Source organism: Pseudomonas sp. TMW 2.1634, assembly GCF_001703595.1.
Classification (GTDB): Bacteria; Pseudomonadota; Gammaproteobacteria; order Pseudomonadales; family Pseudomonadaceae; genus Aquipseudomonas; species Aquipseudomonas fragi.
Genome location: NZ_CP016849.1, coordinates 1,815,947 through 1,835,645 on the forward strand (window position 1 = coordinate 1,815,947; position 19,699 = coordinate 1,835,645).

The window sequence follows — 19,699 nt, forward strand, 5'->3', positions numbered from 1 at the left end:
TTCAATGACCCCGGATGCGGCACTGATCATCATCGATATGCAAAAAGGGATGTGCAACCCCGAGCTTGGCCGCAGAAACAACCCGGATGCCGAGCGCAACGTACAGCGCTTGCTGCAAGCCTGGCGGCAGACGCAACGCACGGTCATCCATGTCCGGCATATTTCGCGCACGCCCACCTCGGTGTTCTGGCCAGGCCAGTCGGGCTGCGAATTCCAGGTGGCGCTGGCGCCCCTTGAGCATGAGCACGTCAGCGAAAAGAACGTGCCCGATGCGTTTGCCAATAGCGGCCTGGAGCGCTGGCTGCGCACACGCGCGATTAACCAGTTGCTGATCGTCGGCGTGATCACCAACAACTCCGTGGAGTCTACGGTGCGCTCAGCAGGCTGCCTGGGGTTTGAGGTGATCGTTGGGTCAGACGCCTGCTACACCTTTGACCAGAAGGATCTGAATGGGAGCCTCTGGCCTGCCGAAGAGGTGCATGCATTGTCGCTGGCCAATATGGCGCTGGATTACGCAACGATTCGGGACGTCAATCAGATACTTGAACAGCAAGCTTGAAACAGATGCCGCCGAATGTTCATTCGGCGGCAACCGGGTCAGGACACTGCGTCCAGTGCCGCTTTTTGCGCTCTGGCGACAGAGCGGCTGCGCGCCCAGTTAAAGCAGATCGCCAGGATCAAGGCAAAGCCGACGTACCCCAGCAGCGGGTACACGGTGCCGACCAGCTTGCTGAAACCACCCAGGCTCAAGCCCAGGCCGACACACACGGTGGCAGCACTGATCAACTTGAAGCGACGGGTTTCAGGCTTGGCGAAACGTGCGCTGAAGGCAAAGAACATGCCCACCGCCGTGCTGTAGACCATACACACCAGGGCCAGCGACATCACCACCGAAAGAATCGGCGAAATACGCCCCGCCAGTGCCAGCGATGGCATTTCAATACCCTGCAACTGGTTGATGTTGGCAAACAAGCCGATGTTCAACAGCAGGATCAACAGGCCCAGCCCCAGGCCGCCGAGCACGCCGCCCACAGCCGCGGCCTTGGGTTGTTTGGTCATGCCGCCGATCACCGCCAGCATGGGGAAACCCACTGCGATATTGAACGATGCATACAACAATGCGCCGACAAACCAGTTGCCAGTGACCGTTTCGTTGTTCTCGCGAGCGACCGCGTCCAGGGTCTCGATTGGCGCGTTGTAGCTGAAAATCGAGTAGGTGGTGATGATCAGCACCATCGCCAGCAGGAAAGGCATCACTGCGCTGATCAGGTCGATAATGCGCTTGACGTTCATGCACAGGGTGGCGATCACAAGCACAGTCATCAGCACCCCGCCAAACAGTGGAGGCAGATCATATTGCTGGGCAAAAATCGAACCGCTACCTGCCAGCATGACCACGCCGACACCATAGAGGAAGAAGGACAGCACCACATCGACAACCAGGCCGATACGCGCACCGAACAGGATGTAAAGCACCTCCTTGTGGGAAGTTGCCTGCATCTTCGAACTCATCCGGGCAATCTGCATCCCCAGGAACGCGAACATCAAGCCACTTACCAGCGTGCCCACGATGCCAACAAGCCCATAGCCGGTGAAAAACTGCAGTACCTCCTGCCCGGAGGCAAAACCGCCACCAATGACTACGGACATATACGCAAGCGCGATCTGGATCGACTGTTTATTCATTACACATTTCTCATTTTTAGACTTATTAGATGCACGGCAAACAAAAGGCCATTAACCGCCTTCCCATTTGCGCAAACGGCTGCGGCCAAAGCAGCCCAACAAAACGCTGTGGCTTGTTGAACGGCGCTGATGTGCAGGCGCCGGGGCAGTATAGGAATTGTTGCGCAGGCATTTTCACCATATACCGGGTGATATTCAGCGGAAAACTGGCGCTAAAAATGATTTGGCACAACAGACATCGCGAAGCTGACGATATTGACCGCAAAAACACTTGAAACATTTTGAAACAGGTATGTTTTTATAAATCAAATACTTAGCAGCATCGGCTTCCCTGGCCTGCATAAAGGCTGCGCACTGGCCATAACCTCGGCAGAGGTATGCGGGTTAAGATCGTCTGCCCCAAAACGCCACAGCGCTCGATATCGCGACCATCGATCGGCGCGCCCAGGATGGGCCTGAGTCAGGCCACCAGAGGCCTGGTTACGGCACCTTGACGGAGCTATTACACGGGAATATCTTGTAACTGAGGACTGCAAGTGCGCATTGATCGAGGCAGGGTACCCGTACTATCCCTCCCCGCATTCAGGCAGCAGAGAAAACGGGTTTCTCTGAAGTAGTGACGACCAGCCTGCTGATCGGATTCTGAACCCAAGGCCATCGTGCCAAACGCTGAAGAATCGCTGCGACTACTCCTCAATAACATCTGAAAGGCGCCCTAAGGGCGCCTTTTTACTTCGCCTCGGGGTTGTGGCCTGCAACCCGCCTGGCCAACCTGCGCGGCTAACACCCGCGGCGCATAACCCACCATTGGCACTTCAGGGTGCTGAAACCTGTGGAGGGGTTGATTGCAAATGCCCCCCCCAAACACCGTAATGCGCTTAGTGAATCAACCGAGCTGCTGCAAACGCGGTGCCTGCCATTACCGCGGCAGTGGCCACAAACCATTTGGTCTGGTTGTTGAATCCTTCAATCATGGCGGCTTTCAGTTCCGCCATCGAGACCTTGAGGTCGCCCAAGTCCATCTTTGTGGCCATGGCTTGTTCAATACCCTCCAGCCTGGTCTCTACCCGCACCAGCCGTTCGCGGATTTCGGGGAGTACTTTTTCCAGTGCTTCAACTCGGCTTTTCAATTGATCATCTCCTGGAGGGCCCGGTGGCGCCCCACGCCCTTGATTATTGTTGCCCGCTTTCTCTCTATGACTGTCGGGGCGGGCAGAGCGCCTTTCACTGAAGAAACCCCGCTCAAATGATTTGATCATGACGTCACTCCCGCCCCTGCGTTGTGGTCATGTGCGCGAACGCCAGGCGCGCTTTAAAAAGCTGCGCCACGCTAGCGCGATCAAATTGCTGAATATCACTGGCCACAGAACCTCCTGTTCAGGGTTGGGTTATACGAAACGTTGAGGGCTCCACAATCTCATCTCCCCGCTCAGGCGCTCAGGCGCTCAGGCGCTCATGGCGGATTATCGCCCGCTACCCAGCTCACACCGGAGTTGATGGGCCTAACAAAGACACCCTGAGATCGCTGCAATCAACTGCACCACTCACAGCCAATATAACGGCTCTCAAACTCGGATATTTCCCTATAGAGGGTGAGCAGCGTCCTCTCTCTATAGGGAATAGCAGGGTTGTCAAAGGCGCATTGGACAATCAGGGCGACGCATCGTCAGTCACCGTCCCTCCCCCCGGCTAGCGGGCTTGCCGGGCATACTTCGCAAGCATAAAAAAACCCGCCGAAGCGGGTTTTTGTGCAGCGGTTGCCGATCAGTCGTCGCGGCTCATGATGCCGAAAAGCTGTAGCAGGCTGATAAACAGGTTGTAGATCGATACATACAGGCTGATGGTCGCCATGATGTAGTTACGCTCACCGCCATGAATGATGGCGCTGGTCTGGAACAGGATGCACACCGACGAGAACAGTACAAAACCGGCACTGATCGCCAGTTGCAGGCCGCTGATCTGGAAGAAGAAGCTCGCCAGCGTAGCGCCCAGCAGTACAAAGAAGCCGGCCGTGATAAAGCCGCCCAGGAAGCTCATGTCCTTGCGGGTGATCAGCACATAGGCAGACAGACCGCCAAATACCAGGGCCGTCATGGCAAATGCAGAACTGACCACCTCGGCGCCGCCCTGCATGCCCAGGTAACGGTTAAGGATCGGGCCCAGCAGAAAGCCCATGAAACCGGTCAGGGCAAATGCAGACACCAGGCCCCATGCCGAATCACGTAGTTTGTTCGTCAGGAAGAACAACCCGTAGAAGCCGATCAGTACAACAAAGATATTAGGGTAGCCGACCCGCAACTGCTGCGAGACGTAAGCCATCACACCGCTGAAAGCCAGAGTAAGAGCCAGCAAGCCGTACGTGTTGCGCAGTACGCGGCTAACCTCTAGCTGCTCGGCCTGCACGCTGCTGTTAGTAGCGTAATCCTGTTCGCGCATGGCGATACTCCTGTGGTTTGAAATGTTAAGTAGCAAAGATCATAGCAGAGGCTCTGAAACAAGGGATCAAGAGAGTTTGACAACGTGTTTCATTCAGGTATTATGGCGCCCGAAACAACGTATAGGAGGTGTGGCCGAGTGGTTTAAGGCAACGGTCTTGAAAACCGTCGACTGTAACAGGTCCATGAGTTCGAATCCCATCGCCTCCGCCATATTGCTGCACCGATAGAGCCCGTCACTGACGGGCTTTGTCGTTTCCGGGGGTTGAGAAAGGTTCGCCTGCCTCCCCCGAAGCCCAAGCCCCGCCTTTGTGCGGGGCTTTTTATTGCCTGCCACAAGCATCTTGGGGCATCTGGCTTTATCATTGCCTCAGTTTTGCTGACAGAGCCCACCATGAAATTTGCCATTGCCCTTTATTCAGCGGCCCATGCCCCCTCCTCCCGCCGTGCCTTGCGCTTTGCCGAGGCGGCGCTGGCCGGTGGCCATGAGATTGTCCGGCTGTTCTTCTATCAAGACGGTGTGCACAGTGCTTCAAGCAATATCGTGACCCCGCAAGATGAGCAGGACATCGCGCAACAATGGGCAGCATTCGTCAGCCAGCATCAACTCGATGGCGTGGTCTGTATTGCCGCCGCCTTGCGCCGTGGCGTCCTGAATAAAGACGAAGCCGCACGCTATCAACGCCCCGGCATCAATTTGCAAGCACCCTGGGAGTTGTCCGGGCTTGGCCAGTTGCACGATGCCATTCAATCAGCCGATCGACTGATCTGTTTCGGAGGGCCTTGAAATGCCCAAGTCTCTTTTGATTATCAGCCGACAAGCACCGTGGGCCGGCCCCGGCGCCAAAGAAGCGCTGGATATCGTGCTGGCCGGTGGCGCATTCGATTTGCCGGTGGCGCTGTTGTTTATGGATGACGGCATTTTTCAACTGCTGGCCAATCAAAATGCTGCAGCCATCCAGCAAAAGAACCTCACAGCCAACCTCCAGGCGCTGTCGATGTTCGGTGTTGATGATCTGTACGCCTGCAGCCACAGCCTGAGCGAGCGTGGCATTTCCCCCGCAGGGCTTGCCGTCGATGATGTGCAGCCGCTGCCAGTTGAAGAAGTCCGTGCACTTATTGACCGTTATGACCAAGTGATTACTCTCTGATGTCGACCCTACATGTTTTGAGCCATTCACCATTTTCCGACACTCGCCTGGGCAGTTGCCTGCGCCTGCTGGGCAAGGATGACGCCCTGTTGCTGAGTGGCGATGCGGTGTACGCCCTGCAGCAGGGCAGCGTTCTCAAATCCCTGGAGGAACAGACCGTTTTCATCCTTGAGGAAGACTTGCTGGCGCGCCACCTTGAATGCCCGTCGTGGGCAACCTGTGTGGATTACCCGGCGTTCGTCGAACTGTCGATTCGTTATGACAAGGTCAACAGCTGGCTATGAATGAGCTCACCCTCAACGGTAAAACCATCGGCCTGGACAAGGACGGTTACCTGCTCGACCTCAATGACTGGTCTGCTGAAGTCGCCCAGGCTCTGGCGGCGCAGGCAGGCATTGAGCTGAGTGCCGAACACTGGGAAATCCTCGAGTTGTTGCGCAGTTTTTATCAGGAATTTGAGCTCTCCCCTGCGACTCGCCCGCTGATCAAGTACACAGCCCTCAAGCTGGGGCCTGAAAAAGGCAACAGCCTGCACCTCAACCGCCTGTTCAACGGCACCCCAGCCAAACTTGCCGCCAAGCTGGCGGGCCTGCCCAAGCCGACCAATTGCCTATGAACGCTCCCGCTGCACTGACCCTTGAAGCACCTGCCGAGCACCCTTTTGCGCCCTTTGTACGCATCCTGGGCAAAGGCAAGCGCGGTGCCCGCAACCTGACGCGTGAAGAAGCCCGCGAAGCAATGGGCATGCTGCTTGAAGACAAGGTAGAAGATACGCAATTGGGCGCCTTCCTGATGTTGCTGCGGCATAAAGAAGAAAGCGCCGAGGAAATGGCCGGCTTTACCGAGGCCGTGAGGGAGCGTCTGACAGCACCTGCCATCCGGGTCGATATCGACTGGCCGACCTACGCCGGTAAAAAGCGCCATTTACCCTGGTATTTGCTGGCCGCCAAGTGCCTGGCGCAAAACGGCGTGCGCATTTTCATGCACGGTGGTGGCGCCCATACGGCGGGCCGGCTGTACAGCGAACAACTGCTCGACGCGCTGGCCATTCCACTATGCCGCAACTGGCAGAGCGTCAACGAGGCCCTCGATACTGGCAATCTGGCCTTTATGCCGTTGCAGGACTGGGCGCCACACTTGCAGCGCATGATTGATCTGCGCAATACCCTGGGCCTGCGTTCGCCCATTCACTCGCTCGCCCGCATTCTCAACCCTTTGGGTGCGCGCTGTGGCCTGCAGAGCATCTTTCATCCGGGCTATCAAGGCGTACACCGTGAAGCCAGCAGTTTGCTGGGGGACAACAGCATCGTGATAAAAGGCGATGGCGGCGAAGTTGAAATCAACCCCGACACCCTGAGCCATCTTTACGGCACTACGGCCGGGGTTGGCTGGGACGAGGAATGGCCGGCATTGTCAGCCCAGCGCCATGTCAAACCGGCCTCGCTGCAACCTGAGCACCTGCTGGCGCTATGGCGCGGCGAGGTTGAAGACAGCTACCCGCAACTGGCCCTGCTTTCAACCATGGCCCTGGCCTTGCGCGGCCTTGGTACGCCCAGGGAGCAGGCTTTTGAGCAGGCACAACGCTTTTGGGATAACCGCGACACATCGATTTAAGCCTACTGACGAGAACGCCCATGCTTATCCCCTACGACCAGCTTGAACCCGACACCCTCACCCGCCTGATCGAGGACTTCGTCAGCCGCGATGGCACTGACAACGGCGATGACACGCCGCAAGAGACCCGCGTGCTGCGGGTCCGTCATGCACTCAGCAAAGGCCAGGCGGTGATTTTCTTTGATCTTGAAAGCCAGCAGTGCCAACTGATGCCCAAGCACGCGGTACCCAAGGAATTCTTTGACTAACGCGGCCTGAGTGGACCGATGGCCAGGCGCCCGGCGAGCTGTTTTTTTATCCGCTCATAGATCTCTGCGCGATGAACACTGATGTGCTTGGGGGCTTCGATCCCCAAGCGCACGTTATTGCCGTTGACGGCAACGATGTACAGGGCGATGTCCTGTCCGATTGAAATACGCTCGCCTGCGGCACGACTGAGTATCTGCATGGCTCTCATCCTAAGGGCTGGGTGGCCACAAAGACTGCACGGCGTAAAACCTGGCTTCAATCCCCACACATCAATTCAGCAAAAGACTACTTTTGCATCACCATTTTCCTACATACAAGCGGTGGAAAACGCCTATTACGGGCTTGAGAGGCGCGGACCGAGCAAGATGATGGTCGCGCCCACCACACAGAGGCCCACTCCGATCCAGTCAGAGCCCAGCGGCCGAATACGCTCCACCACTGCCAGCCAGGCAATGGAGGTGACGATATAAATCCCGCCATAGGCGGCATAGGCCCGCCCGGCATAGGCGGCCTCGACCTTGGTCAGCAGCAGGGCAAACAGCACCAGGCTGACAATCGCGGGCACAGCCCACCAGGCACTCTTGCCCTGACGCAGCCACATCCAGAAGCCGTAGCAGCCAGCGATTTCAAACAGGGCTGCGAAAAAAAACCAAGCGTAATTGAGCATGTGCAGTGTTTCCAGATGGGCAGCGCGCCACCCTACCTGCGCACTTGCCACCGATCAAGGCAGAACTGTTTTTGCGCATGACATGAAATAAGTTGAATTATTCATCCAGCACCGCAGTCGGATTTTATAAGCACTGCCCATCCCTGGCGAAACCTATCAACAAGGAAATGCTCATGACTACGATTCTACTGATCGTCCTGATTTTGCTGCTGGTCGGCGGCCTGCCGGTGTTCCCGCACTCCAAAAGCTGGGGCTATGGCCCTTCGGGCATTATCGGCACCGTGCTGATTGTGTTGCTGATATTGCTGCTGCTGGGCAAGATTTGACCCAATAAACAAGCAGCCCCCAGGTTGATGCCCGTCCGCTACGCTGACGGGCATCAGCCATTAAAGACCGCGGCTCAGGCAATACCGTCGCCCACATCCAACACGGCTGCAGAGCGTGCCAGCTTCATTTACGTGTGGTGGTCATCTTTGCAGTGCGGATAACACTGCATGGGGTGCAGGCTCTGTCACCACCTGATTCGGTGTAGACCGTGGCGGCCAGGCCTTGATGTCCAAATCAAGATCCTTGAACTGGCTGGAGTCAAAAACGGGCGTCTTGATGCCTGCCTTGCGTTGCTCGTCATAATCACGCAGCACACGCAGGCCAACCTTGAACAACATCGTAATGGCAATCAGATTGACGAAAGCCAGCATGGTCATGGTGATATCGGCGAAGGCGAAAACCGTGTCCAGGTTCTGCACCGCCCCCCAAAAGATCAGGACCAGCACCAACCCACGATAAATAATGACCGTGCGACGCTTTTCACCCAACAAAAAGCGCAGGTTGTTCTCGCCCAGATAGTAGTTGTACAAAATCGACGTGAAGACAAACAACGCCAGCGCCACACTGATAAACGTGCACCCCCAGTCGCCAACCACTTCTGCGAGCGCGTTTTGCGTGAGAATCAAGCCGTCGCCTTCGAAGCCTGGCGTGTAAAAGCCAGACAGAAGAATTAACAACGCCGTGCAGGTACAGATCACGAAGGTGTCGATAAATACGCTAAACGCTTGAACCACCCCTTGCGACGCCGGGTGATCGACATTCGCCACTGCGGCCACATTCGGAGCGCTGCCCAATCCCGCTTCGTTGGCAAACACACCGCGCTTCACGCCCATGACAATGGCGGTGCCGACAATGCCAGAAAAGGCCTGGTCCAGACCGAAAGCGCTTTTGAAAATGGTCATCAGCATGCCGGGAACATGATCAAACTGCAGCACGATCACATAGAGCGTAACGCCAATATAGGCCAGGGTCTTGACGGGGACCAGCAAGTCCGAAACGGCGGCAATACGTTTGATTCCGCCGACGAAAACCAGGCCGAGCATGGCAGCAATCGCCAGACCGGTATAAGTGGTGGAAAAACCGAAGGCATTATTAATGCGAGTGTGTCACCGCATGGGATTGCACCCCGGTAAATGCAAAACCGTAGGTCACTAACAACAACAGGGCTATGATTTTTCCGAGCCAGGCTTTGTTCAAGCCGTGCTGGATGTAATATGAAGGGCCGCCGCGAAACTGCCCATTGGCATCGCAGCGTTTGTAGAGTTGGCCCAAGCTGCATTCAAAGTAGCTGGTGGACATCCCCACCAATGCGGTCACCCACATCCAGAACACAGCCCCAGGCCCACCCAACGTCACCGCTACCCCGACACCGGCGATATTGCCTGCGCCCACGCGGCCCGCCAGGCTGAGCATCAATGCCTGGAATGAGCTGATCTGCCCCGCGCTCTTGTGCACACTCTCTCGAAAAGCCACGAACATATGCAGGAAATGGCGCAGTTGGACAAAGCGGGAACGGAGGGTGAAGTAGCTACCCAGGCCCACAACAAGCACGATCAGGAGCTTTCCGGAGAGAAAGTTGTTAATGACTTCAAGCATGACTTGAACCTCTTATTGTTATAGGTTTCAAGCGTGCACGCGTATTGGCATTTCACCGCAAGCTAGCGCGTGAAATGGCTGAACTTGCTGGTTGAGCGCTATCGCCAAGCCTGTCGCCCCCTGCAAGAACCAGGGAGCGCGCACGATCACAAGGCTTAACCGGCCTGGCTGGCGCGGTGGAAATCAGCGATCTGTTGCCACATCGCGATCGGGTTGGAATACATAGGGAAATGCCCGCACACAGGGATTGGCGCAAGGCGTACGCCCTGAGCCTGGATATGCGCAAGGTAGGAAAGTGATGAGTTCTGCTCGCCGTACATAAACATTCGCGGGCACTTCAAGCCAAGAAACTTACCCATCAGGTCGGCGTTATCGGACAGATCAACTATCGTCGAAAAAATGCCTCGCACCGCCTCGGCACGCACCTTGTGCCTCAGGCTCGCCGAATACAATGCACTGGCATACGCCGGGGCATGCCTGACACGCTTGATGAAAGCCGCGAAAAACGCCTCGGGATCATCGCTCGGGTAATCGTCGATCTGACGGCTGAGAAAGCAGTCCTCCGGGGCAATATTGCCCTCTATGTCGGTGAAGCTCAGTACCCGCCCCGGAAACTGATGAGCCAGCAACAAAGCCGCCAATCCCCCCATAGAGTGACCGACCAGATGGAAGCGTTCGATATCGAAATGCTCCAGCACTTGCAGTGTCACCTGCACCAACAGCGGGATGGATACCCTGGACAGGTCACTGCAGAGGGTTTCACCGCAGCCGGGCGCGTCGAAGGCAACAAAGGGGTGACCGTCGAATTCCGCCTGCAGCGCGATCCCGGCATAGTCCTCTTTGGTCGAACCAAAACCATGCAGGAAAACGATCGGCGCCAACTCGCCACGCCTGTGAATGGCGGCGATGCTCAGTTGCACACCGTCAATCGTTAGCGGAAGTTGGGTATGAGTGAATGTTTCGGATGCAGACACGTTAATAGCCCCTTGAACGATAAAATGACTGCCGCACGAGAGTTGCCGCAGCTCGGTACGCAATCTCAAGGGATTCGAGCAGCCTGTAAAATCCTGATCGTGGAAGGTTTTGATACGCAAAACCTATCACTCGAATTTCCTCTGCCCACGCTATTTATGCTGCATGCCAGGGCGCACGCAGCATAAAAAAATCCGATGCCGGAACCGGCATCGGATTGGAGTGTTTGCCGCCGGCCAGTCGAGCAGATATGCCCACCTGGCCAGCATCAGGCCTTCAGGCCTGTTTTTTACTCACCCGAGGATTTCTTCGGGTCCGCCACACCTGCGGTGTTGTCCAGCAGGCTTTTGGTCGCGGTCTGCAGGAAGGATTCGAGCTTTTTCTTCAGCTCGATCGCTTCCGGCGTGTCGGTGACCACGGTCGCCTCCGGGTTGGCGCCCAATTTGTACTGCCATACCTTGGCCGGCATGTCTTTTGGCTGCACCAGCAAATGGTCGTCACTGATGATGGCCACGGTTTGGTCACTGCCTGACGGCTTGATCACGCCGCTGCCCTTGTCGCCTTCCGGCAGGGTCAGCAGGTCACGGCCCCAGCATTGCTGACGGAACTCACCGCCCAGGCGGCCCATGATGGTCGGCACGATGTCGACCTGAGTGCCCACCGTGTCAGTACGGGTGCCGAACTTCTCCTGGATGCCAGGACCGATCAGCAGCAATGGCACGTTGAAACGGCCAAGGTCCATCTCGGAAATCTGCTGCTCGTTACCGAAACCGTGGTCACCCACGATCACAAACAGGGTTTCCTTGAAGTACGGTTCTTTACGCGCTTTTTCGAAGAACTGGCCCAGTGCCCAGTCGGAATAACGCATCGCCGTCAAATGCTCGTTGAGCGAACCGCGATCGGTTACCGGCTCAACCGGCAACGGCGTCGGCAAGGCGTAAGGCGTGTGGTTGGACAGGGTTTGCAGCAGCGCATAGAAAGGCTCTTTGCCTTCACGCTTTTTCAGCTCTTCCAGGCCACGGTTGAACATGTCCTGGTCGGACACGCCCCAGGTAGGATCAGAGAACACCGGGTCGACGAAATCATTACGACCCACAAAGGTGGTCATACCCTGGTTACTGAAGAAGCCTGACTGGTTGTCCCAGGCGAAATCACCGTTATAGACGTATACGTCATCAAACTTGCGGGCGCTCAGCAGTTCCGGCAAGCCGGACAGCTTGTGGCTGCCTTCCGGGGTCTGCATCAGGTATTCGAAACCCGGCAGGTTCGGGAAGCACGCCATAGTGGCGAACATGCCCTGATGGGTATGGGTACCGTTGGAGAAGAAACGCTCGAACAGCAAGCCTTCCTTGGCCAGTTTGTCGAAGTACGGGGTGATATTGCCCGGACGCCCCAGCGCCCCCACCGAGTGACCGGCGAAGCTTTCCATCAGGATCACAACAACGTTCTTGATCGGCAGGGTTTTTTCTTCTGGCGGCGTAGTGTCACGGCGCACAGGAGCGGTATCCGCATCGACCAGCTTGTCGTGCTCGGTCAGCAGCATGTCGCGCACGGTCTGCGTCGCCACAGGCTGCTCAAGGGTGGCCTTCCAGATATTGGTGCGGTCATCACCGAAGCGGCTTTTCGCAGCGGCAATCAGCGACAGAGAGCCGTTGAGGCCCAACTGGTTGGCGAAGTTGGAGTCTGTTGTGTAGGCATCACCCCAACGCAGTGGAGGCCCCTGGCGCAAGGTGCCACGAGCCGCGACCACGCACACCAGCAACAGCACCACAAACACGGCAATGCGGCCATACCACGGTGCCACGGCGCGGGAAGTACCGGCAGAAGCTTGCGTCGCAGTTGAACGGGTTACCCGATCAGCACCACGGAAAGCAAAGTACAAGATGACGGTGCCCACGGCCCAGGCCAACAGGTAACGCACCACCGGGAAGCCATACCAAAGCATGCTCATCACGGTTTTCGGGTCTTCCTTCACATACTGGAAAACCAGGCCGTTGAGGCGTTGGTGGAACTCGCGGTAGAAGTCCATCTCCATCAGGCCCAAAAACAGCGCCAGGCTGGAGGCAGCGGTCAGCCAGAAGCGCAGTACGCCACGCATGGCCATGGCCTTGACACTGAGCAGCGCCAGCAACAGCGGAATGCTGAAGTACACGACAATCCGCGCGTCAAAGCGCAGACCGTTGCCAAAGGCTTCAAGGAAGGTCGATGCCGGGGTATCGAGGATCATTTCCTTGTTGTAAACCAGCAATGCCACCCGCAGCAGGGTGAACATCACCATCATGATCAAGGCACACAGCAGCGTAAATGCCAGGTGCGATTTGACGGTGGGTTGCAACACACGCGAGGCAGCGTGCTGTTGGCTTGGGGCGTCCGGGTTTGCCATGTCGTTTTAGGACCCATTGGTTCAAGTTGAAGTGGCTTTATCACCGGTGGCAGGCCACGGGTGCATCGCTCTTTAATTACACAGGATTAGGCCCGAGACCCCGCAAAAACACCGGAATAGAGGCGCTTGAGAGTCGGAAAGGCGAAATTTTGCGTGCGAATTGTCTTAAAGATACCGTGAAAATTTCGTGCAAAGCACATTTTGAAACACAAGAAAGGGCGCTCAATCCCCGTGGGAGCGGGCTTGCCCGCGATGCAGGCGACGCGGTTTAAAATTGCACCGCGTTGCTCCAATCGCGAGCAAGCCCGCTCCCACAGTTATCCTTGGCTGACCGCTCTGCCCTGCCTTGCTACTGCACAGCCTCAGTCGTTGCTGGGTTTGTTGATCGCCTGCAACACATACTGCGGCAAGGCGAAAGCACCGATATGCACTTCAGGATTGTAGTAGCGGGTCACGATGCCGCTACCGGCAAACCGCTGACGCAGGGTTTCAAGTGGCAACTTGCGATAGCTCGCATCCGTCGAACCCCAGGCAAACGTCATCGAGCCGCCGATATAGGTCGGCACCGCTGCCTGATAAAAATGCCAGTCCGCGAACAGGCTGCGCATGCGCCCGGCGGTGGTCTGCACTTCCTGCAATTGCATAAATGGCGTGCCGTTCTGGGTGACCAGTACGCCGCCCTCGTTCAGGCAACGGTGGCAAGCCTGGTAGAAATTCTCGGAGAACAGCACTTCACCCGGCCCGATCGGGTCAGTGGAATCCGAGATGATCACGTCGAATTTTTCTTCGGTAGTGGCGACAAAACGCATGCCGTCGTCGATCACCAGGTTCAGGCGCGGGTCGTCGTATGCCCCCTTGGAGTGGTTGGGCAGGAACTCTTTGCACATGTCCACCACGGTGCCGTCGATCTCGACCATGGTGATGTGCTCAATGCCAATGTGCTTGGTCACTTCGCGCAGCATGCCACCATCGCCACCGCCAATGATCAGCACGCGCTTGACCGCGCCGTGGGCCAGGATCGGCACATGGGTGAGCATTTCGTGGTAGATGAATTCGTCCGCTTCGGTGGTCTGGATTACGCCGTCCAGCGCCATTACACGGCCCATGACCGGGTTTTCGAAAATCACCAGGTGCTGGTGATCGGTACGCACTTCATGGAGCAGCTTGTCCATGCGAAAACGCTGGCCATAGCCTTCGTAAAGGGTTTCGAGATAGTGGTTGTCAAGCGATTCGGTCATGGGAAGTCCCCTTGAATGCTGGTGGCAACGGACGGTCACCCGCCCATGATCGGCAGCCAAACCTCATACCGCTATCGCGACACGGGTCCAACTGCCCAAGAAAGGCGCGCATTCTACGTCGAGGAACATGGCAGGTCGAACCTTGACGCTGACAAACTCAACGGGCAGCCATGATTTCTCATAACTGCCCGCCGGCTAGCGCTTTAAATACGCACATTGCCCCGCGGCCCGGCGATGGCCCAGATGACCAGCCCCAGTACCGGCAGGAACAGAATCAGCAGCACCCAGAGCACTTTTGCCCCCGTCCCGGCGCCACTTTTGATTACGTTGATGATGGCCCAGATATCCAGGGCCAGAATAATCAGACCGATCAGACCATTAAACGTTGAACCCATGATGACGCTCCCGAGTGAGTACTTGTGCTCATAGGATAGTCACCTGCGGCCAGGGTTCCGTGTTTTATTGCAGGGGCCTGGTTTCAGACGTGAACGGCAACCTTCAGGGCTTCCAGCGAAGGCGCCGCAGCAATACCGACCTGGGCACACAGCTCAAGCACGCGCGGGACGTCTTCGCCGTAAACCAGCACGACCTGAATCTCGTCATCCAGCGGCTGGCTAAGGTTCATCAATACATAACCGCCCTTCTCCGGGCTCATGCTGCCCATCTGGATCTGGATGCGATTGAGCGCGGTCAACGCTTCGGTCTTGGCCAACTGCTTGGGCTTGATATTGAACGCGACATCGGGGCCGAACGAAGCGACGATCTGGGCAAACAGGTCCATCCAGGTATCGGCCTGGAACAACACCGTTTCCGGCAGACTGCCCACCACCACCCATTCACCCAGCGGGATCGGGAAGCTGTCGTCGTAGTTGATATCCGGGTTGGCAGCCAGAAACGCATCTTGATCTGCGTAGGCTTGCGCCGCTTCATCTGCGATTTTTGCGATTTCGGCGTCGCCCATGCACCCGGAGCTGATTTTGCTGATGAGTTCAACGAGAGTGGTTTTCATGGGCGCGGCCTGTCACAAGGAAAATTAAGGGCGCGCAGGATATATCAATTGCGCCCTTCAAGGGCGATCAGCCCAACAGCTTCTCCAACTGAGCCACTGCCTCGGTGGCGCCCATGGTCCTGGCGGCATCCAGTGCGGTGATGCCATTGGCGTCCTTGGCCTTTGGATCCGCGCCCTTGCTGATCAGGTAATCGATGATTTCGCCACGATTGAACATGGCGGCCATCATCAGCGCTGTACGACCATCAAATGACGCGCCTTCAACTTGTGCGCCACCTTCAACCAAGGTCTTGACCATCTCCAGGTCGCCTTTGAAGGCAGCACCTGCAATCGGGCTCTGGCCGTTGTCATTGCGAATTTCGGGGTCGGCATTGTGCTCAAGCAGCACTTTGACCGCCTCAACGTGGCCGTGATAGCTGGCCAGCATCAACAGGGTGTCGCCCTTGTGGTTGCGCAAATTGGCCGGCAGCCCCTTGCTCAGCAAGGCGGCCAGCATTGCAGCATCGCCTTCGCGGGCCTTGTTGAACACCTGTTCGGCAAAGTCGGCGGCTTCTTCCGGGGTCATCTGGCGGCTCTGGTCTGCTGGCTTGTTGTCTGACATGTAAGGCTCCACCTTCGCTACAAAGAAACCTAGTTTCCTGAGACGGAGCGAAGGTGTCATCCCTTTTTTGCTCAAGGTGGCAATAGAGACAATCAATCGCGGGCAATACGCTATTGCTCACTGGGCAAAATGCAGGATGCACGATGGCCATTCATGCAGAATGCACGACTCAAAGATTTTTCATAAAATACAAGCTGTTGATTTATAAGGACTTTTCAAAAAAACAATAGTGGCACAATCACTGCAACCTCTACTCCATACAAGCACTTGAGCGCTAATGGAGCTGAACACATGAGCCTGATCCAGGAAAAATTTGCGTCGTTGTTCTCCAACTACACCGTCAACGTAAAACCCCGTCCGGATGGCGGCGTGTTGCTGACCTTGTGTGACAGCGATGGCAAGCAGACCCAGCGCACCCTTTCCTACGCGCAATTGCACACTGCAGAACAGCTGACCTGGGCCATCAGCGCGATTCGCCGCGACCTGGCCGGCACGGCCAGTGAACTGCCGACGATTTCACTGCTGCAAAGCCAGCATCGCTTTGCCCTGCCGACCTATCACACTCGCTAAAACCTGAAAACCAGCCACAAAAAAGCCAGCGATTGCTGGCTTTTTGCTGTGCGGCATACCCAAGCTTTACAGTCCGGCAGGGTCGATCTCGGCAAAACTGCTGACCGTTTTATGCCCTACCAGCTCACCACCGTCGCGGGCCAGGCCGCAGGTCTGCATGCCCGCCGCCTGTGCAGCATCAAGCTCTTCTACGATATCGGACAAAAACAGGATCTTCCCGGCCGGGCAACCGATCGCTTCGGTAATGTGCCGATAGGATTGCGCCTCACGCTTGGGCCCGGAGGTGGTGTCAAAGTAGCCGCTGAACAGCGACGTCAGGTCCCCTGCCTCGGAACAACCAAAAATCAGCTTTTGCGCCTGAATCGAACCTGACGAGTAAACATACAGGTCATAACCCTTGGCATGCCACTCGCGCAGCGCCTCGACCGCGTCCGGGTAGACATGCCCCTTCAGCTCGCCAGCCTCGTAGCCCTGCTTCCAGATCATCCCTTGCAGCGCCTTGAGTGGCGTGGCCTTGCGGTCTTCGGCCAACCACTGCTGGAGGATCTCAATGACCCGCTCGACATCGGCCTCGGGCTCACCGCTGTCCAGGCGCACCGCCCCCAGCTGCATGGCCACTTCAGGGTCTTCGGCGTGCTCACGGACAAACCCGGGCAGGTGTTTGGCCGCATACGGGAACAACACGTCAAATACGAAGCTGACAGCGCTGGTAGTACCTTCGATATCGGTCAGGATGGCTTTGATCGGCATGGGACGTCCTTAATCTTCGAGGCGCGGGAAGCGGTCGGCGATGTCTTCGCCGGTGAAGTTGGCAACCCAGCCTTCAGGGTTGTTGAACAGGCGGATGGCGACAAAATGCGGATGCTCGCCCATATCGAACCAGTGCGGCGTGCCGGCGGGTACGGAGATCAGGTCGTTCTTTTCGCACAGCACGGCATATACATAGTCGCCAATATGCAGCGTAAACAAGCCACGACCGGCGACGAAAAAAACGCACTTCATCTTCGCCATGACGGTGTTCGTCGAGGAACTTGGCGCGCAATTCGGCTTTTTGCGGGTGATCGCTGTTGAGGCTGATCACGTCAACCGTGACATAGCCACGTTCGCTCATCAGCCGGTCAATCTGGTCGCGATAGGCGTGAATCACTTCATCCTGGCTGGCACCGGGCTGAATTGGCGCGGCGGCCTGCCAGCGGTCAAAGCGCACGCCCTGCTCGGCCAGCGTAGAGGCGATGTCATCAAAGTGGGTCAACACCTTGTTGGGTAATTCCGGGCTCGATACGTGATAAACGGACAGGCTGCTCATGGGGCGTGGTTCCTCGGCTTCGGCGCGCTTTCGGCTTTTACAGGCCGTTCAGGCAGACCGTTCAAATCAGGTGGTGAGCTTCTTCACGGTGAAGTCAGCGTTAACGATTGAGTATTGCGCGGGTCTTGAGTTCGCATTCAAACAAGAATTCGAACGCTTCGATCTGGCGCAAGGCGTCGCTCATGCGCGCGCCCCAGGTATACAGGCCATGCCCGCGGATCAGGTAACCCACGCAATCAGGGTGCGCCTCCAGCCAGGGCTGGACCTTGGCCGCCAGGCGCGCGATGTCCTGGTCATTGTCAAAGATTGGCACCAGCACCCTGGACTCGTGGGTCGATACGCCACTGAAGGCTTTTTGCAGCTCGTAGTCTTCGAACTCGATGCTGTCGCCCGGCGTGAGGCGCGACAGCACCGTGGCATTCACCGAGTGGGTGTGCAACACGGCGCCAATATCGGAGCGCCAGCTGTACAACTGGGTGTGCAGCAGGGTTTCGGCGGACGGTTTCTTGCCCGGCTCCAGGCTGTTGCCCGCCAGGTCAGTGGCCAGCACATCGTCAGGGCCCAGTTGGCCCTTGTGCTTGCCCGATACTGTCAGCAGCGCCTGGCTGGCCGAAAGCCGGGTGGAATAGTTGCTGCTGGTGGCCGGTGACCAGCCGCGCGCATATAAAAAGCGCCCGGCTTCAATGATTTCCAGGCTCAGGTGTTCACGGGTAAGGCTCATGGCCTGTCCTCTTGCAGTCGAGTGGCAATGATAACGGCTGCGGCCAGCGCTGCGACGCTCGCCATACTAAAGGTGATAGTGGGGCCCAGGCTGTTCCAGCTGTAACCGGAATACAGTGCCCCCACTGCGCCGCCGATACCGGCCAGCGTGGCGTACAGGGCCTGGCCCTGGCCTTGCTGGCCGGGACCGAAGCTGCGCTGCACAAACGTCATGGCCGAGGCATGGAAACTGCCGAAGGTGGCCGCGTGCAGCAACTGTGCCAGCAACAGCACCCACAGGTGCTCGGCAAACGAGCCCAGCAGCAGCCAGCGCAAGGCCGCCAGAGCAAAACTGAACATCAATACACGGCGTACCGAAAACCTCAGCAGGATGCGGCGCATGGCCAGGAAAATCAGCACTTCGGCCACCACCCCCAGGGCCCAGAGCAGGCCGATCACGCCACGGCTGTAGCCCAGGTTTTCAAGGTGCAGGGTCAGAAAGGTGTAATACGGCCCGTGGCTCATTTGCATCAGCGCCACACAGGCATAAAACGCCAGTACGCCCGGGCTGAACAGTTGCTTCAAGAACCCGCCTTCCACGAGCTTGCGCCCCAGCGCCGAAGGTTGCGCATTCGGCACCCACAGGCTGCACAGCACAATGCCGCCCATGATCACGATCACCGCCACCGGGTAGATATCCAGGCTCAGCCACTCGAACAGGCGCCCCAGTACCACCACGGCAAGGATGAAGCCGATCGAGCCCCACAGGCGTACCTGGCTGTAACGCTCGGGCTGCCCACGCAGATGGGCGAAGGTGATGACTTCAAACTGTGGCAACACCGCATGCCAGAAGAACGCATGCAACGCCATCACCAGCGCCAGCCAGGCGTAGCTCTTGCTGAAGAAAATCAGGGTAAAACTGAGCAAGGTACACAACGCGCCCACACGCACGATCAGCAGGCGCCGGCCGGTGTAGTCCCCCAGCCAGCCCCACAGGTTGGGTGCCACACAGCGCATCAGCATGGGGATGGCCACCAGCTCGCCGATCCGCGCACTGGAAAACCCCAGGTGATGGAAGTACAGCGCCAGAAACGGCGCTGTGGCACCGAGCAAGGCGAAATAGAAAAGATAGAAACCTGACAGGCGCCAGTAAGGAAGTGTCGCCACGGCCGTCAGACCGTGACGCTCAACAATCC

General features: G+C 57.3%; 23 protein-coding genes, 1 tRNA gene and 2 pseudogenes. 10 read left to right on the forward strand and 16 right to left on the reverse strand.

What is annotated here, in order from left to right; translation table 11 throughout:
* The first annotated feature begins 4 nt into the window (after positions 1 to 4).
* Positions 5 to 559, forward strand: coding sequence for a cysteine hydrolase family protein (locus tag BFC21_RS08645; RefSeq protein ID WP_088377672.1), 555 nt, complete (start codon positions 5 to 7; stop codon positions 557 to 559).
* A 38-nt stretch (positions 560 to 597) separates the two neighbouring features.
* On the opposite strand, the gene BFC21_RS08650 is transcribed toward BFC21_RS08645, so the two are convergent.
* The 3 genes from BFC21_RS08650 to BFC21_RS08660 all read right to left on the reverse strand — a co-directional run bounded on the left by BFC21_RS08650 (position 598) and on the right by BFC21_RS08660 (position 4,122).
* Positions 598 to 1,686, reverse strand: a complete 1,089-nt coding sequence (locus BFC21_RS08650) for a hypothetical protein (protein ID WP_086797796.1) — start codon at positions 1,684 to 1,686, stop codon at positions 598 to 600.
* Positions 1,687 to 2,564: 878 nt separating this feature from the next.
* A complete protein-coding gene (locus tag BFC21_RS08655) occupies positions 2,565 to 2,945 on the reverse strand; it encodes a hypothetical protein (protein ID WP_157700491.1) in 381 nt (126 codons plus the stop codon).
* A 505-nt stretch (positions 2,946 to 3,450) separates the two neighbouring features.
* On the reverse strand, positions 3,451 to 4,122 hold the full coding sequence (locus BFC21_RS08660) for a Bax inhibitor-1/YccA family protein (protein WP_086797798.1): 672 nt from the start codon (positions 4,120 to 4,122) through the stop codon (positions 3,451 to 3,453).
* A 124-nt stretch (positions 4,123 to 4,246) separates the two neighbouring features.
* Here BFC21_RS08660 and BFC21_RS08665 point away from each other — a divergent pair.
* The 7 genes from BFC21_RS08665 (at position 4,247) to BFC21_RS08695 (ending at position 7,134) form a co-directional block, all read left to right on the forward strand.
* Positions 4,247 to 4,334, forward strand: a tRNA-Ser gene (locus BFC21_RS08665).
* Between the two features lie 181 nt (positions 4,335 to 4,515).
* Positions 4,516 to 4,908, forward strand: a complete 393-nt coding sequence (tusD, locus tag BFC21_RS08670; RefSeq protein ID WP_088377674.1) for a sulfurtransferase complex subunit TusD — start codon at positions 4,516 to 4,518, stop codon at positions 4,906 to 4,908.
* A gap of 1 nt (position 4,909) precedes the next feature.
* The gene (gene tusC / locus BFC21_RS08675; RefSeq protein ID WP_086797800.1) at positions 4,910 to 5,272 is read left to right on the forward strand and encodes a sulfurtransferase complex subunit TusC; all 363 of its coding nucleotides are present in this window, start codon (positions 4,910 to 4,912) and stop codon (positions 5,270 to 5,272) included.
* Entirely contained in the window at positions 5,272 to 5,556 is a 285-nt protein-coding gene (gene tusB / locus BFC21_RS08680) for a sulfurtransferase complex subunit TusB (RefSeq protein ID WP_088377675.1), read from the forward strand. The genes tusC and tusB overlap by 1 nt, the downstream gene beginning before the upstream one ends.
* On the forward strand, positions 5,553 to 5,888 hold the full coding sequence (locus BFC21_RS08685; RefSeq protein ID WP_016781466.1) for a TusE/DsrC/DsvC family sulfur relay protein: 336 nt from the start codon (positions 5,553 to 5,555) through the stop codon (positions 5,886 to 5,888). Before tusB ends, BFC21_RS08685 begins: the two co-directional genes overlap by 4 nt.
* Positions 5,885 to 6,886, forward strand: a complete 1,002-nt coding sequence (locus tag BFC21_RS08690; protein WP_088377676.1) for a glycosyl transferase family protein — start codon at positions 5,885 to 5,887, stop codon at positions 6,884 to 6,886. The genes BFC21_RS08685 and BFC21_RS08690 overlap by 4 nt, the downstream gene beginning before the upstream one ends.
* A gap of 20 nt (positions 6,887 to 6,906) precedes the next feature.
* Complete coding sequence (locus BFC21_RS08695) at positions 6,907 to 7,134, forward strand: YheU family protein (protein WP_016781468.1); 228 nt, start codon at positions 6,907 to 6,909, stop codon at positions 7,132 to 7,134.
* Here BFC21_RS08695 and csrA read toward each other — a convergent pair.
* Together csrA and BFC21_RS08705 are read right to left on the reverse strand one after the other, a co-directional pair.
* Positions 7,131 to 7,334 carry a carbon storage regulator CsrA gene (gene csrA, locus BFC21_RS08700; protein ID WP_088377677.1) on the reverse strand — a complete coding sequence of 68 codons (204 nt, stop codon included), beginning with the start codon at positions 7,332 to 7,334 and terminating at the stop codon, positions 7,131 to 7,133. The genes BFC21_RS08695 and csrA overlap by 4 nt on opposite strands.
* Before the next feature lie 135 nt (positions 7,335 to 7,469).
* The gene (locus BFC21_RS08705; RefSeq protein WP_088377678.1) at positions 7,470 to 7,802 is read right to left on the reverse strand and encodes a YnfA family protein; all 333 of its coding nucleotides are present in this window, start codon (positions 7,800 to 7,802) and stop codon (positions 7,470 to 7,472) included.
* Between the two features lie 167 nt (positions 7,803 to 7,969).
* Here BFC21_RS08705 and BFC21_RS08710 point away from each other — a divergent pair, with 167 nt between their 5' ends.
* Entirely contained in the window at positions 7,970 to 8,128 is a 159-nt protein-coding gene (locus BFC21_RS08710) for a DUF3309 family protein (protein WP_085984374.1), read from the forward strand.
* 141 nt (positions 8,129 to 8,269) lie between these two features.
* Here the strand turns inward: BFC21_RS08710 and BFC21_RS08715 are convergent.
* The 7 genes and pseudogenes from BFC21_RS08715 to BFC21_RS08745 form a co-directional block, all read right to left on the reverse strand.
* Positions 8,270 to 9,725, reverse strand: a pseudogene (locus tag BFC21_RS08715) (alanine/glycine:cation symporter family protein).
* Between the two features lie 155 nt (positions 9,726 to 9,880).
* Positions 9,881 to 10,699 (reverse strand): alpha/beta fold hydrolase, encoded by an 819-nt coding sequence (locus BFC21_RS08720; protein WP_088377680.1) that lies wholly within the window; start codon positions 10,697 to 10,699, stop codon positions 9,881 to 9,883.
* 287 nt (positions 10,700 to 10,986) lie between these two features.
* Positions 10,987 to 13,080 (reverse strand): LTA synthase family protein, encoded by a 2,094-nt coding sequence (locus BFC21_RS08725; protein ID WP_120265981.1) that lies wholly within the window; start codon positions 13,078 to 13,080, stop codon positions 10,987 to 10,989.
* A 362-nt stretch (positions 13,081 to 13,442) separates the two neighbouring features.
* The gene (speE, locus tag BFC21_RS08730) at positions 13,443 to 14,318 is read right to left on the reverse strand and encodes a polyamine aminopropyltransferase (protein ID WP_083369557.1); all 876 of its coding nucleotides are present in this window, start codon (positions 14,316 to 14,318) and stop codon (positions 13,443 to 13,445) included.
* Between the two features lie 203 nt (positions 14,319 to 14,521).
* Positions 14,522 to 14,713: a PLDc N-terminal domain-containing protein gene (locus BFC21_RS08735; RefSeq protein WP_016781476.1), complete on the reverse strand. Its 192-nt coding sequence runs from the start codon at positions 14,711 to 14,713 to the stop codon at positions 14,522 to 14,524.
* Between the two features lie 83 nt (positions 14,714 to 14,796).
* Positions 14,797 to 15,327 (reverse strand): hypothetical protein, encoded by a 531-nt coding sequence (locus tag BFC21_RS08740; protein ID WP_095003477.1) that lies wholly within the window; start codon positions 15,325 to 15,327, stop codon positions 14,797 to 14,799.
* A 67-nt stretch (positions 15,328 to 15,394) separates the two neighbouring features.
* The gene (locus BFC21_RS08745) at positions 15,395 to 15,928 is read right to left on the reverse strand and encodes an ankyrin repeat domain-containing protein (protein WP_016781478.1); all 534 of its coding nucleotides are present in this window, start codon (positions 15,926 to 15,928) and stop codon (positions 15,395 to 15,397) included.
* 291 nt (positions 15,929 to 16,219) lie between these two features.
* Here BFC21_RS08745 and BFC21_RS08750 point away from each other — a divergent pair, with 291 nt between their 5' ends.
* Positions 16,220 to 16,498, forward strand: a complete 279-nt coding sequence (locus BFC21_RS08750; RefSeq protein ID WP_088377682.1) for a DUF3509 domain-containing protein — start codon at positions 16,220 to 16,222, stop codon at positions 16,496 to 16,498.
* Between the two features lie 66 nt (positions 16,499 to 16,564).
* On the opposite strand, the gene mtnC is transcribed toward BFC21_RS08750, so the two are convergent.
* The 4 genes and pseudogenes from mtnC to BFC21_RS08770 all read right to left on the reverse strand — a co-directional run bounded on the left by mtnC (position 16,565) and on the right by BFC21_RS08770 (position 19,670).
* Positions 16,565 to 17,248, reverse strand: a complete 684-nt coding sequence (gene mtnC / locus BFC21_RS08755; RefSeq protein WP_088377683.1) for an acireductone synthase — start codon at positions 17,246 to 17,248, stop codon at positions 16,565 to 16,567.
* A gap of 9 nt (positions 17,249 to 17,257) precedes the next feature.
* A pseudogene (locus BFC21_RS08760) lies at positions 17,258 to 17,804 on the reverse strand (acireductone dioxygenase).
* 100 nt (positions 17,805 to 17,904) lie between these two features.
* Positions 17,905 to 18,525 (reverse strand): methylthioribulose 1-phosphate dehydratase, encoded by a 621-nt coding sequence (locus tag BFC21_RS08765; RefSeq protein WP_095003475.1) that lies wholly within the window; start codon positions 18,523 to 18,525, stop codon positions 17,905 to 17,907.
* Entirely contained in the window at positions 18,522 to 19,670 is a 1,149-nt protein-coding gene (locus BFC21_RS08770; RefSeq protein WP_120265982.1) for an MFS transporter, read from the reverse strand. The genes BFC21_RS08765 and BFC21_RS08770 overlap by 4 nt, the downstream gene beginning before the upstream one ends.
* Positions 19,671 to 19,699 lie beyond the last annotated feature (29 nt).

Excerpts from the sequence above, each read along its gene's own strand:
- BFC21_RS08645 (WP_088377672.1), top strand. The coding sequence starts at position 5 with ATGACCCCGGATGCGGCACTGATCATCATCGATATGCAAAAAGGGATG.
- BFC21_RS08650 (WP_086797796.1), bottom strand. The coding sequence starts at position 1,686 with ATGAATAAACAGTCGATCCAGATCGCGCTTGCGTATATGTCCGTAGTC.
- BFC21_RS08655 (WP_157700491.1), bottom strand. The coding sequence starts at position 2,945 with ATGATCAAATCATTTGAGCGGGGTTTCTTCAGTGAAAGGCGCTCTGCC.
- BFC21_RS08660 (WP_086797798.1), bottom strand. The coding sequence starts at position 4,122 with ATGCGCGAACAGGATTACGCTACTAACAGCAGCGTGCAGGCCGAGCAG.
- tusD (WP_088377674.1), top strand. The coding sequence starts at position 4,516 with ATGAAATTTGCCATTGCCCTTTATTCAGCGGCCCATGCCCCCTCCTCC.
- tusC (WP_086797800.1), top strand. The coding sequence starts at position 4,910 with ATGCCCAAGTCTCTTTTGATTATCAGCCGACAAGCACCGTGGGCCGGC.
- tusB (WP_088377675.1), top strand. The coding sequence starts at position 5,272 with ATGTCGACCCTACATGTTTTGAGCCATTCACCATTTTCCGACACTCGC.
- BFC21_RS08685 (WP_016781466.1), top strand. The coding sequence starts at position 5,553 with ATGAATGAGCTCACCCTCAACGGTAAAACCATCGGCCTGGACAAGGAC.
- BFC21_RS08690 (WP_088377676.1), top strand. The coding sequence starts at position 5,885 with ATGAACGCTCCCGCTGCACTGACCCTTGAAGCACCTGCCGAGCACCCT.
- BFC21_RS08695 (WP_016781468.1), top strand. The coding sequence starts at position 6,907 with ATGCTTATCCCCTACGACCAGCTTGAACCCGACACCCTCACCCGCCTG.
- csrA (WP_088377677.1), bottom strand. The coding sequence starts at position 7,334 with ATGCAGATACTCAGTCGTGCCGCAGGCGAGCGTATTTCAATCGGACAG.
- BFC21_RS08705 (WP_088377678.1), bottom strand. The coding sequence starts at position 7,802 with ATGCTCAATTACGCTTGGTTTTTTTTCGCAGCCCTGTTTGAAATCGCT.
- BFC21_RS08710 (WP_085984374.1), top strand. The coding sequence starts at position 7,970 with ATGCTCATGACTACGATTCTACTGATCGTCCTGATTTTGCTGCTGGTC.
- BFC21_RS08725 (WP_120265981.1), bottom strand. The coding sequence starts at position 13,080 with ATGGCAAACCCGGACGCCCCAAGCCAACAGCACGCTGCCTCGCGTGTG.
- speE (WP_083369557.1), bottom strand. The coding sequence starts at position 14,318 with ATGACCGAATCGCTTGACAACCACTATCTCGAAACCCTTTACGAAGGC.
- BFC21_RS08735 (WP_016781476.1), bottom strand. The coding sequence starts at position 14,713 with ATGGGTTCAACGTTTAATGGTCTGATCGGTCTGATTATTCTGGCCCTG.
- BFC21_RS08740 (WP_095003477.1), bottom strand. The coding sequence starts at position 15,327 with ATGAAAACCACTCTCGTTGAACTCATCAGCAAAATCAGCTCCGGGTGC.
- BFC21_RS08745 (WP_016781478.1), bottom strand. The coding sequence starts at position 15,928 with ATGTCAGACAACAAGCCAGCAGACCAGAGCCGCCAGATGACCCCGGAA.
- BFC21_RS08750 (WP_088377682.1), top strand. The coding sequence starts at position 16,220 with ATGAGCCTGATCCAGGAAAAATTTGCGTCGTTGTTCTCCAACTACACC.
- mtnC (WP_088377683.1), bottom strand. The coding sequence starts at position 17,248 with ATGCCGATCAAAGCCATCCTGACCGATATCGAAGGTACTACCAGCGCT.
- BFC21_RS08765 (WP_095003475.1), bottom strand. The coding sequence starts at position 18,525 with ATGAGCCTTACCCGTGAACACCTGAGCCTGGAAATCATTGAAGCCGGG.